Here is a 16,804-nt window from a genome sequence, read left to right as displayed (position 1 = left end):
GAGTGGTGAGCTTTTCCCGCGGCGCAAGGGTTCGGGACGCTTTCGGCTACCAGCTCACGACGCGGAGGCTGGGACTGATCTCCTCCTGGAGGAGGCCCTCGATGTACCGGAGCGTCCCGCTGGTGGAGGAGGGGCAGGAGCCGCAGGCCCCGTGGTAGCTGATCTGGAGGGTCTGGCCGTCGAAGGAGATCACCTCCAGGCCGCCGCCGTCGCCGGCCAGGCCGGGGCGGATCCGGGTATCGAGTAGGTGGTTGATCCGCTCCAGGGTCGCGTCGGCGTCCCCGCCGGTCGTCTTGGCGGCCAGATCGCCGGTGTCGCTCTCCGGCAACCTCAGGTCCTCGATGGCCTCGCAGATGGGGTCGATGAGGTCGCTCCACTCGGCGGAGGGCTCCTTGTTCACCGTCACGAACCGATCCATGTAGAAGACGGACGTGACCTTACCCAGGCCGAACAGGCTGGAGCCGAGGGGGTCGCCCACGGCAGCGCCGAAGTCCTTGAAGGACCGCGAGCCCGCCCGCAGGATGGCCGGATGCACCAGGAACTTCAGGGCGTCGGGATTGGGCGTGGGTTCGATGTTGATGACCTTGGGCATGGCAGGCTCCCTACAAAGTTTACCAAATTCGTCAGGATTTTCGACTCGGATTCAGGGCCCCTATCCTGAGGAGATGACCCGACCCAAGGCCCTCCTGAGCTGGTCCAGCGGCAAGGACGCCGCTTGGGCCCTCCATGTGCTTCGCGAAAGGGGCGAGGTGGATGTGGCGGCCCTGCTCACCACCACCAACGCCGCCTTCGAGCGGGTGGCCATGCACGGGGTGCGCGAGGCCCTTCTGGAAGCCCAGGCGGAGGCGGCTGGATTGCCGCTGTGGAAGGTGCCGCTCCCCTGGCCCTGCTCCAACGAAGTCTATGAAGCGCTGATGGCTGAAGTCTGCCGGCGGGCGGGAAACGAGGGCTTCGAGGTGATGGCCTTTGGGGATCTCTTCCTGGAGGACGTTCGGGCCTATCGGATGCAGAAACTGGAGGGCACCGGACTCCGGCCCATCTTCCCCCTCTGGGGACGGGACACGGCGGCGCTCGCCCGGGAGATGGTCGGTGGTGGACTGAAAGCCACCCTCGCCTGCGTCGATCCCCGCGCCCTGGATCCGGCGTTCGCGGGCCGGGAATTCGACGCCCAATTGCTGGCCGACCTGCCGCCGGAGGTGGATCCCTGCGGCGAGCGGGGCGAGTTCCACACCTTCGCCTGGGACGGCCCCATGTTCCGGGGGCCCGTGGCGCTCCGGAAGGGCGAGACGGTGCTGCGGGACGGCTTCGTCTTCACGGACCTGCTGCCGGCCTGACGCTCCGCCCATGGGAGAATCGCCCCAGGACGGTGACCATGTTCGATGCTCAACGCGAGGCCTGCGAGGCCGCGGCCCAGGCCGGCGGGAAGGTGCTGCTCTCCTATTTCCGGAAGCTGGATCCCGCCACTATCGAGGAAAAGACCAAGAACGACGTCGTGAGCGAGGCGGACCGGGCCTCCGAAGCGGCCATCCGCGCCGAGCTGGGCTTCCGCTTTCCCCAGTACGGCTTCCTCGGCGAAGAGGGCGGCGGCTCCGGGAACGAGGAGATCCGCTGGATCGTCGATCCCCTGGACGGGACGCTGAACTTCGTCCAGGGCTTCCCCCACTGGTGCGTCTCCGTGGCCCTGTGGGATGCCGAAGGTGCCGTCGTCGGCTGCGTCCTCGATCCCCTGCGAGAGGATTGCTTCACGGCGGTGCGCGGTGGGGGCGCCACCTGGAACGGCCGCCCCATGCGCGTTTCCCAACAGGCGGGCCTGGACGGCGCCTTCCTCGCCACCGGCTTCGCCTATCAATTGGGGGACCGTTGGCCGAGGTTCAACGCCGCCCTGAACCGCGTGTTCCCCCGCGCCAAGGGCATCCGCCGCGCCGGCAGCGCCGCCCTGGATTTGGCCCACGTCGCCTGCGGGATCTACGACGGCTACTTCGAGCTGGGCCTCAAACCCTGGGACCTCGCCGCCGGCGTCCTGTTGGTGCGGGAGGCCGGCGGCGCGCTGACTGACTGGGAGGGCGGGCAGGGGTGGTTCGACAGCGGGAATCTGGCCGTGGGCCCGCGGGGCGTGCAGTCGGAATTGGTGGCCGAACTGGTCAAGTGATTTCTAGGAACCGCAGATGACGCAGATCAAGCCCGATTGCGGCTTTTCATCTGCGCCTATCTGCGTTATCTGCGGTTGATAGTCCTTCGCTTTCCTACGCCTCGCCCTTCGCCTGCCGGCTGTAGACGACCACGTAGAGGCAGAGGGCCACGAGGGCCAGGACGCCGATCCATTCGCCGAGGGCGCCTTCGGCCTGGTGGGCGCTGAGCAGGGGGAAGCCTTCAGTCCACTTCAGTTTGATGAAGCTGGCGACCACGCCCATGATGGCGCCGCCGGCCATGAGGCCGCTGGCGATCAGGACGCCGCGGTTCTCCCGGGCCTTGGCGTCCGCTTCGGAGGTGCCCGCCTTGGGCCGGTTCACCCAGTGGGCCAGGAGGCCGCCGAGGAAGAGGGGCGTGTTCAGCTCGATGGGGAGGTACATCCCCAGGGCGAAGCCCAGGGCGGGCAGTTCCACCATCCGCAGGACGATGGACAGCATGACGCCCAGGCCGAAGGCGTACCAGCGGAGGGGCATGGACGCGGTGCCGAAGATGCCTTCGAGGATGGCCTTCATGGCGCTGGCCTGGGGAGCGGGGATGGAGGTGCCCAGGGCCATGGTGCCGTCGAGGTTCACCTGCTTGGCCATCAGCCACATGGCGATGCCCGTGAACAGGGCCGCCACGAAGGTGCCCACGAACTTCCAGGCGATCTGGCGGGCCGGGGTGGCGCCGATCCAGTGGCCGATCTTGAGGTCGGTGCTGAAGGCGCCGGAGGCGGCCAGGGCCGTGCACACGATGCCGCCCACCATCATGGTGAGGAACATCCCGTAGCCGCCGGTGAAGTGCAGCTTGAGCATCAGGACGCCGGTGATGACGAGGGTCAGCATGGTCATGCCGCTGATGGGGTTGGTGCCGATGGTGGCGATGGCCCGCGCCGCGACGGGCGCGAAGAAGAAGGCGATGATCATCACCACCAGGGTGGCCACCAGCGCGGGCATCAACGCCTGCTTGATCCCCAGCCCGAAGCTGAGGAAGGCGAGGGTCCCCACGGTGCAGGTGACGAGCCCCACGGCGACCATGGATCCGCCGAGGCTGCGGTCGGTGCGGGCCGCGGTGGCGGATTCGGCCGCCGCGTCGCGGTTCTTCAGCGCCTTGAGGTTGCTGATGATGCTGCGGATCATGTTGGGCATGGAGGCCAGCACGCCCATGACGCCCGCGCCCGCGATGGCGCCCACGCCGACGATCCGGATGTAGGCGAAGAACACCTGCTCCGGCGTCATGTCGGCGATGAGCTTCGTGCCCGGCGCCACCACCATGGGCACGTACTGGCCGATGGCGTGGAAGAGGGGCACGAGGACGAACATGCTGAAGAAGGAGCCGGCGGCGATCACGGCGGAGTACTTCAGCCCGATGATGTAGCCGATGCCCAGCGTGGCCGCGCTGTTCAGGAAGTTGAAGGACATGAACTTCTCGCGCAGCGCCCGGCCCACCCACACGTGCTCCAGGCGCAGGTACTCGCCCATGCCGCGGAAGATCGAGGTGATGCCGTCGTAGGCGGCGCCGATGAAGGCGGCGATGGCGAGTTCCTTGGCCTGGTTGCCGGCCTTCTCGCCGGTCACCAGGATCTCCGCGGTGGCGGTGGCTTCGGGCCAGGGGAAGATCCCGTGGTTCTCCACCATGAAGTGGTGGCGCAGGGGGACCAGGAACAGGATCCCGATGCACCCGCCCAGGAAGCTCACCAGGACCACCTGCCACAGGGTGGGCGTGGGCACGCCGCTGCCGGGCGTCTGGGCCAGGATGTAGAGGGCGGGGATGGTGAAGGCGGCGCCGCTCACCACATGGCTGCTGTTGGCGCCGATGCTCTGGACGATCACGTTCTCCAGGATCGTGTTCTTCCGCGGGAAGAACCGGCTGAGGCCCACGGCGAGGATGGCGATGGGGATGGCGGCTTCGATCCCCTGGCCCAGCTTCAGGGCGAGGTAGGCCGCCGCCATGCTGAAGATGGCGCAGAAGATGAGGCCCATCGTGATGGCGCGGGGCGTGACTTCGGGCATCCCGTCCTGGGGCACCAGGGGGACGTAGCTCTCGCCGGGCGCCAGCTCCCGCCGCGCATTGGCGGGCAGGCCCTTGATTTCCTGGGGATCGGATCCGTGGGACATGGGGGCTCCTGGGCGCTAGGCGGCGTAGGCTTCGAGCACGGACTGCACGACGCGCCGGGAGAGGCCGTGGTAGCCGGGGCTGGCGGCGGCGAAGATCTCGCGCGCCAGGGTGCGGGTGCGGGCGTGGCGGCCCAGGGCGCCGTAGAGGGGGCGCAGGTATTTCATCCGGCCCACGCGGGTGAGGACCTCGCGGATCTTGGAGAAGGCGGGCTCGTAGTCGGCGGCGGCGGCCAGGGTGAGCCACTCCACCAGGATCTCGTGGTTGCCGCGGCCCATCAGGTGGAAGTGCTCGTCCAGCCACGCGCAGTCGGCGACGGACAGGTCGCGGGGCAGCTTCTGGAGGTAGACCAGCAGTTCCGAGGGCTTCCAGCTGGCGATCTGATGGAGGCTGGGCCGGCCGCCGTCCTTCCAGCTCTCCGCCAGCACCGTGAGGGTGTCGAGCTGGACGCTGCGGAACTCGGGCGCGGTGGCGGGCATGCCGGGGCGGTCGAGGTAGGCGCGGGCGTCCACGGCCTCCAGCGCGCCGGGCAGCTTGGCCGCCGCGAAGGTGCAGAACTGCTCGGTGGTGATCGAGGTGAAGCGGAAGGCGTCCATGTATTCGCGGAGGAAGCGGAGGAAGCGCTCCTCGCCGACCTCCCGCTCCAGGGCCGCCACCAGGCGGGCGCCCTTTTCATACGGGATGCTGGAGAAGGCGTCGTCGGGATCCACGCCGTCCAGGTGCATCCGCAGGACCGTGAGCTGCGGCTGGTCCTTGAATCGCGCGAGGCTCTCCTCCAGGGCCTTCTGGCCCGTGGCCCAGCCCAGGGCGGCGGCGTCCTCCCCGTGGAGGATGCGCAGGATCCGGCGCTCGGCCCACACGGTGAAGCCCTCGTTCAGCCAGAAGTGCTCCATCCCGGCGTTGGTCACGAGGTTGCCGGTCCAGCTGTGGGCCAGCTCGTGGGCGACCACGTCCACCAGGCTGCGGTCCCCGGCCAGCAGGGTGGGCGTGAGGAAGGTCATGCGGGGGTTTTCCATCCCGCCGTAGGGGAAGGAGGGGGGCAGGACCAGCATGTCGTAGCGGTCCCAGGGATAGGGTCCGAACAGGCCCTCCGCCTTGAGGATCATGTCCTCCACGCCCGCGAATTCCCAGGCGGCGGCCTCCACCGTTTCCGGCTCGGCCCACACCCGCGCGCGGGGACTGAGGTCGCGGGATTCCAGCCGTCCCACGGCCAGGGCCAGGAGGTAGGACGGGATGGGCTGGGGCATGGCGAAGCGGAACACGCGGCGGCCGTCGCGGGTGCGCTCGTCCCCGGTCGGGCCGGCGGACATCACGGCGGTGAGGCCGTCAGGGACGGTCACCTCGGCCTGGTAGGACACCCGCACCGTGGGCGTGTCCTGGCAGGGGACCATGGTCCGCGCGTGGATCTGCTGGCACTGGCTGAACAGGTAGGGCGCGACCTTCCCTTCGGTCTGCTCCGGCTCCAGCCACTGGAGGGCCATGGCGTCCGGGGCCGTGCGGTAGGCGATGGCCACTTCCTGGGCATCCGGCGGCAGTTGGATGCGGAGGCGGTTGCCGAGGATGGGATCGGCCTCCCCCAGTTCCCAGGGGATGGGGCCCTGGCCCGGGACATGGACGCTCCGGATCTCCAATCCCTTGGTGTCGAGGTCCAGGGAGCCGGAGCCGGGTCGGCCGAATTCGAGGATCGCCTCGCCGTCGATCCGCTTCTCGGCGAAATCCACCCCCAGCTTCAGGCGGAGGCGCCGGGTCTTCGGCTGCGTGGAATCGTAGTAGGAATGCGGATCGGGACGGCGCATGGAGACCTCGGGAAAACCCGCCATCATCCCACGGGGAGCGAACGGCCGGAGGTCACAAGTGGATGCGGAAAGGCCCCGCATCGCGGGGCCTTTCCTGGAATCGAGGGGCTTTGGCCCGGGTCATTCCTCGTCGGGCGCGAGCCCTTCCACCTTCTTGACCTTGATGGCGTCGCCGTGGTCCTTGACGATGCAGCGCAGCCAGTCCTCGGGAGCCTTGGGGTGGGTGACTTCGCCCTTCTCGTTGCGGACGTTGCCATCCAGGTATTTCCAGATCAGGAATTCGCCCAGCTTCTTCCAGCGGCCCATCAGTTCGTCGGTCTCCCGGGCGGCGTACTGGGTGAGGTAGTCGCGGGCGGCGGCGGGGTTCTGCTTGTACAGCTCCAGGGCGGTGCGGTCCACTTCCGCCTGGTCGGCGGCGTAGCGGCCCTCGAACTCGCGCTGCACCTTCTGGACGTCGACGATCATGTCGCTCCAGCGCGTGTAGGTGTAGTTGCTCACGAAGTTGAAGGTCCAGAAGGCGCTGTCCCAGCTGAATGAATCGAAGTTGCCGGTGCCCATGGCGAAGGCCCGGGGCGCTTCCTTGATTCCGCAGGAGATGGGGACGTAGACCGTGGTGTAGGTGTCGTCCACGCCGAACCACAGGACGCCGCCGACGGGATCGGGCATCCAGCTCCGGGCCTGGCTCACGAAGGAGAAGCCGGTCTGCTGGGTGCTGATGGCGCGCTCGTGGACGTAATCCTGGCCGTCGATCTTGAAGCCCATGGGCCGCCACCGGTAGGGCAGCTTGTAGGGGCCGGCGCCCACGTCCTTGGTCATGTCGAAATCTGTGCCTTCATAGTGGTCGCGCATCAGCTCCATGGCGTCGCGCACGTCCAGCTTCTGGTCGGGCTTGACGAACAGCGGCATGGGCTTGGCGCCCTTTTCCGCCTTCACGAAATCCATGGGGATCTTCTGGCTCTTGGCGGCGCGGTTGAAGATGCTCCACACCCGGGCCTCGCAGGCGCGGAGGGCGCCAAAGGTGAGGGGCGCGTAGGCGTCGGCGAAGCTGAAGGCCGCGTCTCCGCCCTTGTGCCAGCCCTTGTCGCGGGCGAAGGAGATGAGGTCCTTGCTGTAGATCGCGGTCTTGGCGTCGTTCAGCGGGAACTGGCGGATGCGGGCCTGGTTGGCGTGGGCGCTGATGGTCCCGTCGGGGAGCTTGTACGCCACCCACAGGGAGCCCTTCTGGCCCTTGCCGCGGCCGACCATTTCGAGGATCCACACCTCGTTGGGATCGGCGATGGAGAAGCTCTCGCCGGTGCTGGCGTAGCCGAATTCCTCCGTCAGCTGCGTCATCACGTCGATGGCTTCACGGGCGGTCTTGGCGCGCTCGAGGGCGATGTAGATCAGGCTGCCGTAGTCGATGATCCCGCTGGGGCCCGCCAGCTCCTTCCGCCCGCCGAAAGTGGTCTCGGCGATGGTGAGCTGGTGCTCGTTCATGTTGCCCACGCGGGTGTAGGTGACGGCGGCCTCGGGGATACGGCCCAGCAGCTTGCCGGTGTCGAAGGTGAAGCCGCTGTCCCACTCGCGGATGTCGCGCAGCTCGCCGGCGAGGTGGCGCCCGCCGCGCTTGAAGTACAGCTCGCCGTAGAGCGTATGGCTGTCGGCGGCGTAGGTGATCATGGTGGAGCCGTCCTTGCTCGCGCCCTTGGTCACGAGCAGGTTGGTGCAGGCCTCCAGGGCCGCGCCGGCGGCGAGGAGGGTCCCGAGGAGGACGAGGGGTCTGAATCGCATGGGAATCCTTGTGGCTACGGAGTGCAGGGAGGAGGCTACCAGATGGCCGGGCGGTCCTTCTCGGGCCGCTTCATGGGATCGCCGTCCTGGCAGCCGAAGGCGCCGTAGAACTCCGGCAGGTTGGCCAGGGGCCCGTTGACGCGGAACTTGGCGGGGCTGTGGGGATCGGTGACGACGCGCAGGCGGGCGGCCTCCTCGCGGGTGAGGGTGCGCCAGGTCTCGGCGTAGCCCAGGAAGAACCGCTGCTCCGGCGTGAAGCCCTCGATCTTGCCGACGGGAGGCTTGCCCTTCTGGCTGAGCTTCCACGCGTCCCACGCCAGCTTGAGCCCGCCGAGGTCGGCGATGTTCTCGCCCAGGGTGAGGCGGCCGTTGAGCTTGAGGCCGGGCAGGGGCTCGAAGGCGTCGAACTGCTTCACCACCAGTTCCGCGCGGACGTTGTAGGCCTTCTCGTCCTCGGCGGTCCACCAGCTCTTGAGGTTGCCGTCGGCATCGAACTGGCGGCCCTCGTCGTCGAACCCGTGCGTCATCTCGTGCCCGATCGTGGCGCCGATGTTGCCGTAGTTCACGGCGTCGTCCGAGGCGGGATCGAAGTAGGGCGGCTGGAGGATGCCCGCGGGGAACACGATCTCGTTCATGGTGGGGCTGTAGTAGGCGTTGTTGGTCTGGGGCGTCATCTCCCACTCGTTGCGGTCGATGGGCCGGCCGAGGTTCGCCAGCCGCCGCTGGAACTCGAAGCGCCGCGTCTCCAGCACGTTCAGGACGTAGGGCTGGCGCTTGAGGTCGAGCTTGGCGTAGTCGCGCCAGACGTCGGGATAGCCGATCTTCACCCGCATGGCCGCGAGCTTCTGCTGGGCCTTGGCCTTGGTGGGGGCGCTCATCCAGGCCAGGCCCTCGATGCGGACCTTCAGGGCGGCGCGGAGGTTCTCCACCATCTCCAGAACCTTGGCCTTGCTGGCGGCGGGGAAGGCCTGCTGGACGTAGAGCTTACCCAGAGCCTCGCCCAGCCCGCGGTCCGCCGCGAACATCACGCGCTTCCACCGCGGGTGCTGGGCGGTGGTGCCCTGGAGCCGCGTGCCGTAGAAGGCGAAGGCCTCCTGCTCGAAGGCCTTGGGCAGCGCCGGGGCGGCGCTGCGGAGGAGGGTCCAGCGCAGGTAGACGCGCCACTGGTCCGCGGGAACCTCCTGCATGGCCTTCCCCAGTTCGGCCAGGAAGGCCGGTTGGCGGACCACGAAGCGATCCGGCGCGGCGGTGCCCAGGGCCTTGAGGTAGGCGTCGATGGGGAAGCCCGGAGCCGCGGCCTTCAGCTGCGCCGGCGTCAGGGCGTGGTAGACGGCGTTGGGATCGCGCTGCTCGACGCGGCTCATGCTGGCCTTGGCGAGGCGGGTTTCCAGGGCCAGGACGCGGTCGGCGTCCTTGGGATCGCAGCCCGCCAGGCCCAGGATCTTCGCCACGTGGGCGCGGTAGGCGGCCAGCAGCTCCTTCGATTTGGGATCGTCCTTCAGGTAGTAGTCGCGGTCCGGCAGGCCCAGCCCGCCCTGGCCCAGCACCATGGAGTAGCGGCTGCTCTCCTTGTCGTCCTGTTCGACGCCGAAGTAGAACCCGGCGTAGGCGCCGATCCGGTGGAGGTCCGCCAGGACGGGAGCCAAGGACGCGGCGTCCTTCACCCCGTCGATGCGCGCGAAGCATGGCTTGAGGGGCGCGATGCCCTGCGCCTCGATGCCGGCCTCGTCCATTCCGCTGGAGTAGAAATCGCCGGCCTTCTGGGTTTCCGAGCCCGGTGCGCCCTTGGCGACGGCGGCGGCTTCCAGGATCTCCTTCAGGATCCGGTGGGTGCGGGCGTCGATCTCCTGGTCCACGCCGTAGCGGTCGTACTCCGCGGGGATGGGGGTGCGCTTGGCCCAGCCGCCCACGGCGTACTGGAAGAAGTCCTGGGTGGGCTTGACCGAGAGGTCCATGTTCGCGGGGTTGAACCCGTGATAGGCCGTCTGGGCGGAAAGGGGCGCCAGCAGCGCCACGGCAAGGAGGGCGGGTCGGGTCTTCAAGATCGTTTCCTTTCTCCGGAGCGCGGAGATCACCAGATGGCCGGGCGGACCTTCGCGTCGCGCTTCATGGCCTCGCCGTCGGCGCAGCCGAAGGCTTCGTAGAATTCGGGGAGGTTGGACAGGGGCCCGTTCACCCGCTGGCGGCCGGGACTGTGGGGATCGGTCTTGAGGCGGACGGACAGCGCCGCCTCGCGGATGTGGTTGCGCCAGACCGTGGCGGCGCCGAGGAAGAACCGCTGGGGGCCGGTGAACCCGTCGATGGAGGCGGGCTCGGGTTTGCCCTTCAGGCGGTTCCGGTAGGCGGCGAAGGCGATCTTGAGCCCGCCGATGTCGGCGATGTTCTCGCCGAGGGTCAGCTTGCCGTTCACGTGCTCGCCCTTCAGCGGCTCGTAGGCGTCGTACTGCTTCACCACCAGGTCGGTCCGGGCCTCGTAGGCCTTGCGGTCGGCGTCGGTCCACCAGTTCTGGAGGTTGCCGTCGGCGTCGAACTGGCTGCCGCTGTCGTCGAACCCGTGCGTCATCTCGTGGCCGATGACGAAACCCAGGGCGCCGTAGTTCACGGCGTCATCGGCCTTGGGATCGAAGAAGGGCGGCTGGAGGATCCCCGCCGGAAACACGATCTCGTTCATGGTGGAGCTGTAGTAGGCGTTCACGGTGGGAGGCGTCATGCTCCACTCCCCGCGGTCGATGGGCTTGCCTAATTTGGCCAGGTTCTCGCGGATGCGGAACGCCGCGCCCCGCCTCACGTTGCCGAAGTAGTCGTCCCGCCTCACGTCGAAGGCGTAGGTCTTCCAGGTGTCGGGATAGCCGATCTTCACGCCGAAGGCCTGCAGCTTCCGCAGGGCCTGGACCTTGGTCTCCGCGCTCATCCAGCCCAGCCCTTCGATCCGTTCGCGCAGGGCCCCGCGGAGGTTCTCCACCAGCTCCAGCACCTTCTTCTTGGATTCGGGCGGGAAGGCCACCTTCACGTAGAGCTGGCCCAGGGCCTCGCCCAGGGTGCCGTCCGTGGCGGCTTCGACGCGCTTGGCCCGGGGTTCCTGCTCGGGCGTGCCGTTGAGGATCCGGCCGTGGAAGGCGAAGGACTCGTCGCCGAAGGCCTTCGGCAGCTGGTGCGCCGTGGCATTGAGGGCCTGCCAGCGGAGGTAGGTGCGCCACTGGGGCGCGGGGACTTCCGAAACCACCTTGCCGAAGGCCCGGAAGAAGGAGGGCTGGGTGAGGTTCAGCTCCTCCAGCTTCACGCCCCGGGCCCGGAAGTAGGCCTTCCAGTCGAAGCCCGGAGCTTCGTCAGCCACTTGGGCGAGGGTGCGCTTGTTGTAGGTCTTCTGGGGATTCCGCATCTCCACGCGGGTCCACTGGGCCTCGGCCAGGCGGGTCTCCAGGTCGAGCACCACGCGCGCCCTGGCCCGCGCCAGGTCCGGCGCGTCGCCCGCCAGCGTCAGGACCTTCGCCACGTGGGCCTCGTACTTCGCGCGGATCTCCCGGCTGCGGACATCGTCCTTCAGGTAGTAGTCGCGGTCGGGGAGCCCCGTTCCGCCCTGATTCAGATAGCCCAAGTACCGCGTGGAGGCCTTGGCGTCCTGGCGGACGAAGAAGGCGAAGCCTCCGGGCAGGCCCTGCGCGTGGAGGTCCGCCAGCAGCCCGGGCAAGCGCTGCACGTCCTTCAGGCCCTCGATGGACGCGAGGATCGGCTTGAGGGGAGCCAGCCCCCGCCTCTCGATGGCGGCCTCGTCCATGCCGGCGGCGTAGAAATCACCCACCTTCTGCTGCACGCTCCCCTTGGCCCAGTCCCGCTTCGCGCTGGTCTCCTCCAGGATCCGCTTGAGGATGGCCCGGTTCCCCTCGCTCAGCTCCTCCATGGTTCCGTAGCGGGACTTGTCCGCGGGCAGGGCGTGGGTCTTCAGCCAGCCCCCGTTGGCAAAGGCGTAGAAGTCGTCGCAGGGCCGGACGGCGGTATCCAGGTTGACGGGGTCGATCCCGGGCTTGGACTGGGCTCCCACCGACAGGGCGGCCAGGCCCAGCCCCAAGCACAGGGAGGCGCGGAGAGAAACAGCCATGGATGACCTCGTAAGTTGAGGGTAAAAGCCTATCAGGAAGTCATTTGGTGGGATATGTGGATCACTTTCTGTATTTCCGCGTGAACGACGCCTTCCGCATCTCGCAGTTCCACGGTGTAGGTCCGGTCCACTTTCGGCTGCTCCTGCAGCAGGCGGCGGATCTCGTCGACTTCGGCTTCCTCCAGGCGGAACGCCGCGAAGAGGGTGGTGCGGCCCGGCCGGCGGAACCGGATGGCGGCGGCCTTGTCCCACACCACGAATTCGGGCCCCAGCCGGTGGATCAGCATCAGCATGTAGAAGGGGTCCACGGCGGCGTAGAGGCTGCCGCCGAAGATGGTCCCCACGTAGTTCCGGGTCCGCCAGGAGAGGGGAAGCCGCAGGCGGATCTCCGACCAGTCCGCGGCGATGGACGTCACCCGCGCGCCCGTGCCCCGGAAGCAGGGCCACAAGTTGAAGGCCCAGCGGAACAGGCGGGTGCGGAGGGATTCGCCCACGGAAGGTTCGCTAGAACCGGACAGTCACCGTCTCGCCGTCCTTGATGTGGACCGTGTCGATGAAGCGCACCTGGTGGGCGCCGTAGGTGAGGATCAGGCTGGAGGTCCGCACGCCGTGGCCGAAGTGGCGCACGCCCTGGAGGAGGTTGCCGTCGGTGACGCCGCAGGCGGCGAACACCACTTCCTTGCCCGGGCAGAGGTCGTCGGTGAGGTAGATCCGGCCGAAATCCACGCCCATGGCCTCCGCCTTCTCGCGGCTGGCGGTGTTGGTGTCCACCTTGAGGCGGCCCTGGATCTCCCCGTTGAGGCACTTCAGCGCGGCGGCGGACAGCACGCCTTCCGGGGCGCCGCCGGTCCCCATGACCGCGTGGATGCCGGTTCCGCTCACGGCCGCGCTGATGGCGGCGCTCAAGTCGCCGTCGCCGATGAGCTGGATGCGGGCCCCCGCCTTCCGGATGTCGGCGATGAGCTGCGCGTGGCGCTCGCGGTCCAGGACGCTGACCGTGATCTCGGAGACGCGGCGGTCCAGGGACTTGGCGATGATGTCGAGGTTCTCCTGAACCGGCGCGTCCAGGCTCACCTTCCCCTTGGCGGAGGGGCCCACCACCAGCTTCTCCATGTAGAGGTCCGGGGCGTGCAGCAGCCCGCCCTTTTCCGTGGCGGCCAGCACCGCGATGGCGTTGGCGGCGCCGGTAGCGCAGAGGTTGGTCCCTTCCAGGGGGTCCACGGCGATGTCCACGGCGGGGTGGATCCCGTCGGGGCCGGCGCCCATGCCCACCTTCTCGCCGATGTAGAGCATGGGCGCCTCGTCCCGCTCGCCTTCGCCGATGACGATGGTCCCGTCCATCCGCACCGTCTCCATGGCCTTCCGCATGGCTTCGACGGCCAGCTGGTCGCTGTGCTTGCGGCGGCCGTGGCCGATGGAGGCGGCGCAGGCGACGGCGGCCCGTTCGACCACGCGCAGGAATTCGAGGGACAGGGTCTGTTCCATGGGGGCGCTCCCGGGGAAGGCGGTAAGGTCGGGACGGAGCCCGTTCAGGCCAGGCGATTCACGCTTTGGCGGATCCATTCGAGGAAGGGGTCCGAGCCCGCCTCCACGGGAAACATCAGGATTTCCGGCACCTCGTAGGTGTGCAGGTCGGAGATGACCTCGGACACCTGGGGGAAGAACTCCTGGGTGGTCTTGATGACGAGCATCACCTCTTCGTCGAGGTGCGTCTCGCCCTTGAAGTAGTAGTAGCTCTTGATGCTGGGAACGATGTTGACGCACGCCGCGTACGCCTGGTCCACCAGGGCGGCCGCGATGGTGAGGGCGGTCTCTTCGCTGCCACAGGTGGTCAGGATCATGCAGGCATCGCTCATCGCGTGGGCTCCCCGCCCGACGGGCGGAACCCGCCATTGTATCCCGGGACCCCGCGAGCCGAGGATCACGAAACCGCGACCAGCGCGAGGGTTGATTGGAGCGCTGCCTGGCCGCGTGGCTTTTTCCGCGGCCTGGGGCGCACGAAGGCCTCCTCCGCAGCTTCCCTCCCACGCGAAAAAGGGCGCGCTCGGAAGCGCGCCCTTTTCATGATCTGGTCGGGGCGAGAGGATTCGAACCTCCGACCTCTCGGTCCCGAACCGAGCGCTCTACCAGGCTGAGCCACGCCCCGACGAAGGTTCGACTGTACTCGAATCGCGAGGTGGCGTCCAGCGGCGGCTAGTCGGCCTCGAGGCCCAGGCGGATGCGCTCCTGGCGGCGGACCTCCAGCAGGTGGAGGGCGGCGCGGAGGGGATCCGGATCGCGCGGGATGGGCGCGACCGCGGGCGGAGGATCGCAGGGGACGATCTGGAGGTCCGTGAGCGCGAGGCCGAGGGCGCGGCGGATGCGATCGCGGATCTGGGGCCAGACGGCGGCGGCGGCTTCCCGCAACGGCGCGATGCAGGTCAATTCCCAGCAGCCCATGACGAGGACATTGCGCTCCACCCGCAGGGGCCGCGTCCGATCCGCCAGGGCGGGGCCCACCACGAAGCCCCAGGCCTGGCGCAGGCGCGCCTCGGCCCGGCGGTCGGGCTCCCGGGCGCCCAAAGGCAGGAGCCGGGGCGGGGTGCGGCGGCTGGAATGGCGGGGCGCGGGCTTCACGGGCGGCGCGGGGGCGGAAGGGAGGCGCAGGCCCGCTCGCCGTTGAGGAGGAGCGGCGCGGCCAGGGTGGGGATCATGGCGTTGCTCTCCTCCTCGAAGAGGGGCTGGAGCAGGTTGTGCAGCTCGCCGCCCTTGCGGAAGAGTACGTCGTCCACGCTCCGCACGCGGCTGGCGGGAATGGCGTTGGCCTCGCAGAAGGCCAGGACCTCGTCGGCGGTGCCAGCGCTGGTGCGGGCCTCGATGAGGGCGACCAGCTCTTCGCGGTCCTGCACCCGCCCGGGATTCCGCTTCCACTCGGGGCGGGCCTCCAGGTCGAGGCCCAGCCACATGGCGAGCACCTCGAACTGGCGGTCGCTGCCCACGCCGATGGCCACTTCGCCGTCGGCGCACCGGAAGGACTGGTAGGGGACGATCTGGGGATGGGCATTGCCCCACCGGTGGGGCGCCGTGCCCGTCATCAGGGAGCCCGCAGCCACGTTCACCATGCCCGCCAGGGCGGCTTCCATCAGGGGAACTTCGATGTGGATGGCCTCCCCCGTCCGCTCGCGGTGGAGCAGGGCGGCCTGGATCCCGTTGGCGCAGTAGAGCCCCGCCAGCACGTCCACCAGGGGCACGCCCACCTTCATGGGCCGCCCGCCCGGCTCGCCCGTGATGGCCATCCAGCCGCTCTCGGCCTGGATGATGAAGTCGTAGCCGGCCCGGCGCGAGGCGGTGACGTCCGAGGCGAAGCCCCGGATGGACGCCACGATCAGCTTGGGGAACTTGGCGTGGAGCCGCTTCCAGCCCAGGCCCAGCCGGTCGGCGGAGTCCGCGCGGAAGTTTTCCACCAGGACGTCCGCGTCCTTCAGCAGCTCGAAGAGATCCGCCCGGCCCGCGTCCGTGTGGAGGTCGATGGTGCGGGTCTTCTTCCCCCGGTTGGCGGAGCGGAAGTAGGCGCTTTCACCCGAGGGACCCTCCTCGAAGGGCGGCCCCCAGCCGCGGGAGGGATCGCCGCCCGGCGGTTCCAGCTTCTGGACCTCGGCGCCGAGATCCGCCAGGAGCTGCGTGGAGAAGGGCCCCGCGAGCACGCAGGACAGGTCCACGATCCTCAGGTGGGAAAGGGGCTTGGGCATCGCGATCTCCACCCCCAGCCTACTTGATCTAGGGCTGGGCTCGCGGCCCGGGGACGATCAGCCCAGGGTTCGGCGGTAGGCGGCCGTGAGGGACGCGGCGATCTCCTCCGGCGCGTGGTTCAGGAAATCCGGGCGCTGCATGAGGTGGACCAGTTGGCCGTCCTTCAGGATCGCCGCCTGGGGGCTGGTGGGCTGGGCGCCTTCGAAGTACTCCCGGGCCTGGGCGGTGGCTTCCTTTTCCATCCCGGCGAAGACGGTGACGAGGCGATCGAACCGCAGCTCGCCGCGCCGCAGGGCCTCGGTCACGCCGGGCCGGGCGCCCGCCGCCGCGCACCCGCAGACGCTGTTGACCACGAGGAGGGTGGTGCCGGGCTGTTGGAGGGCGGCATCCACCTGGTCGGGGGTCAGGAGCTGCTGAAAGCCGGCGTCGATCAGTTCTTCGCGCATGGGCGCCACCATGGATTCGGGATAGTTCGACACGGAATCCTCCTTGGACTCTAAAGTTTACCGATCCGGTCGGGTTTGATCTAGATCACACTTGCTCGCAGGAGGCCCCAATGGATCTGGTCCTGATGGGCGGGAGTCTTCGTCCCGCGTCCCTGAACACGCGCCTGCTCGGCCACCTCGCCGGCGAACTGGAAGCCCGTGGCCACAGGATCACGGCTTTCGCCGGTCCCGCGCTCCGCTTCGCGCTCTTCGAGGAGGGGCTCGCGCCCTCCCCCGCGGTGGTGGCGCTCCAGCAGGCCCTGCTGGCGGCGCAGGGGGTGGTGATCGTCTCGCCGGAATACAACGCGGGAATCCCGGGGCACCTCAAGAACGCGGTGGATTGGCTGAGCACGCTGAAGCCCAGTCCCTGGACCGGACTGCCGGTGCTGCTGGCCGCGGCGAGCCCGGGGGCCTTCGGCGGCGCTCGGGGCCTGCTGGCTTGGCGCGCCGCCCTGGCCAACATGGGCGCGGTCGCCCTGCCCGAAGCGATCACGGTGCCCCAGGCGGATCGCCACCTGGACGAAGCCGGAAAGCCCGTGGAGGCCCGCGCCGAGGCGGCGGTAGGGAAGGCCGTGGAAGGATTCCTGTCCCTGGCGGCGCGCCTCCGGCCCGGAGCCTGAGTCTGTTCATGCGATCCTGAAAAC

15 protein-coding genes and 1 tRNA gene are annotated in these 16,804 nt (G+C 68.8%); 3 read left to right on the top strand and 13 right to left on the bottom strand.

Annotated elements, in window-relative coordinates; genetic code table 11:
- Window positions 1-46: 46 nt before the first annotated feature.
- Window positions 47-592, bottom strand: coding sequence for a NifU family protein (locus RAH39_RS09860; protein ID WP_306589929.1), 546 nt, complete (start codon window positions 590-592; stop codon window positions 47-49).
- 73 nt (window positions 593-665) lie between these two features.
- Between RAH39_RS09860 and RAH39_RS09855 the strand changes: the two genes are divergently transcribed.
- Window positions 666-1,334 (top strand): Dph6-related ATP pyrophosphatase, encoded by a 669-nt coding sequence (locus RAH39_RS09855; RefSeq protein ID WP_306589928.1) that lies wholly within the window; start codon window positions 666-668, stop codon window positions 1,332-1,334.
- A 38-nt stretch (window positions 1,335-1,372) separates the two neighbouring features.
- A complete protein-coding gene (locus RAH39_RS09850) occupies window positions 1,373-2,149 on the top strand; it encodes an inositol monophosphatase family protein (RefSeq protein ID WP_306589927.1) in 777 nt (258 codons plus the stop codon).
- A gap of 94 nt (window positions 2,150-2,243) precedes the next feature.
- On the opposite strand, the gene RAH39_RS09845 is transcribed toward RAH39_RS09850, so the two are convergent.
- The 12 genes from RAH39_RS09845 to RAH39_RS09790 form a co-directional block, all read right to left on the bottom strand.
- The gene (locus tag RAH39_RS09845; RefSeq protein ID WP_306589926.1) at window positions 2,244-4,286 is read right to left on the bottom strand and encodes an OPT family oligopeptide transporter; all 2,043 of its coding nucleotides are present in this window, start codon (window positions 4,284-4,286) and stop codon (window positions 2,244-2,246) included.
- A gap of 15 nt (window positions 4,287-4,301) precedes the next feature.
- On the bottom strand, window positions 4,302-6,080 hold the full coding sequence (locus RAH39_RS09840; RefSeq protein WP_306589925.1) for a M1 family metallopeptidase: 1,779 nt from the start codon (window positions 6,078-6,080) through the stop codon (window positions 4,302-4,304).
- A 120-nt stretch (window positions 6,081-6,200) separates the two neighbouring features.
- Window positions 6,201-7,850, bottom strand: coding sequence for a dipeptidase (locus RAH39_RS09835; protein WP_306589924.1), 1,650 nt, complete (start codon window positions 7,848-7,850; stop codon window positions 6,201-6,203).
- Between the two features lie 35 nt (window positions 7,851-7,885).
- Complete coding sequence (locus RAH39_RS09830) at window positions 7,886-9,892, bottom strand: M13 family metallopeptidase (RefSeq protein WP_306589923.1); 2,007 nt, start codon at window positions 9,890-9,892, stop codon at window positions 7,886-7,888.
- 29 nt (window positions 9,893-9,921) lie between these two features.
- Window positions 9,922-11,946, bottom strand: a complete 2,025-nt coding sequence (locus RAH39_RS09825) for a M13 family metallopeptidase (RefSeq protein WP_306589922.1) — start codon at window positions 11,944-11,946, stop codon at window positions 9,922-9,924.
- 32 nt (window positions 11,947-11,978) lie between these two features.
- The gene (locus RAH39_RS09820) at window positions 11,979-12,440 is read right to left on the bottom strand and encodes a DUF4442 domain-containing protein (RefSeq protein WP_306589921.1); all 462 of its coding nucleotides are present in this window, start codon (window positions 12,438-12,440) and stop codon (window positions 11,979-11,981) included.
- A gap of 10 nt (window positions 12,441-12,450) precedes the next feature.
- On the bottom strand, window positions 12,451-13,431 hold the full coding sequence (gene glpX, locus RAH39_RS09815) for a class II fructose-bisphosphatase (RefSeq protein ID WP_306589920.1): 981 nt from the start codon (window positions 13,429-13,431) through the stop codon (window positions 12,451-12,453).
- A 44-nt stretch (window positions 13,432-13,475) separates the two neighbouring features.
- Entirely contained in the window at window positions 13,476-13,802 is a 327-nt protein-coding gene (gene cutA, locus RAH39_RS09810; RefSeq protein WP_306589919.1) for a divalent-cation tolerance protein CutA, read from the bottom strand.
- A 213-nt stretch (window positions 13,803-14,015) separates the two neighbouring features.
- Window positions 14,016-14,092 (bottom strand) — tRNA-Pro (locus RAH39_RS09805).
- A 47-nt stretch (window positions 14,093-14,139) separates the two neighbouring features.
- Window positions 14,140-14,562 carry a DciA family protein gene (locus RAH39_RS09800; protein ID WP_306589918.1) on the bottom strand — a complete coding sequence of 141 codons (423 nt, stop codon included), beginning with the start codon at window positions 14,560-14,562 and terminating at the stop codon, window positions 14,140-14,142.
- Complete coding sequence (locus RAH39_RS09795; RefSeq protein WP_306589917.1) at window positions 14,559-15,674, bottom strand: CaiB/BaiF CoA transferase family protein; 1,116 nt, start codon at window positions 15,672-15,674, stop codon at window positions 14,559-14,561. The genes RAH39_RS09800 and RAH39_RS09795 overlap by 4 nt, the downstream gene beginning before the upstream one ends.
- A gap of 57 nt (window positions 15,675-15,731) precedes the next feature.
- Window positions 15,732-16,133 (bottom strand): BrxA/BrxB family bacilliredoxin, encoded by a 402-nt coding sequence (locus RAH39_RS09790; protein WP_373467356.1) that lies wholly within the window; start codon window positions 16,131-16,133, stop codon window positions 15,732-15,734.
- A gap of 98 nt (window positions 16,134-16,231) precedes the next feature.
- Between RAH39_RS09790 and RAH39_RS09785 the strand changes: the two genes are divergently transcribed.
- Window positions 16,232-16,780: an NADPH-dependent FMN reductase gene (locus RAH39_RS09785; protein WP_306589915.1), complete on the top strand. Its 549-nt coding sequence runs from the start codon at window positions 16,232-16,234 to the stop codon at window positions 16,778-16,780.
- Window positions 16,781-16,804 lie beyond the last annotated feature (24 nt).

The sequence above is a fragment of the Geothrix sp. 21YS21S-4 genome, assembly GCF_030845995.1.
Lineage (GTDB): Bacteria > Acidobacteriota > Holophagae > Holophagales > Holophagaceae > Geothrix.
This window is presented reverse-complemented; position numbering and strand designations above follow the sequence as displayed.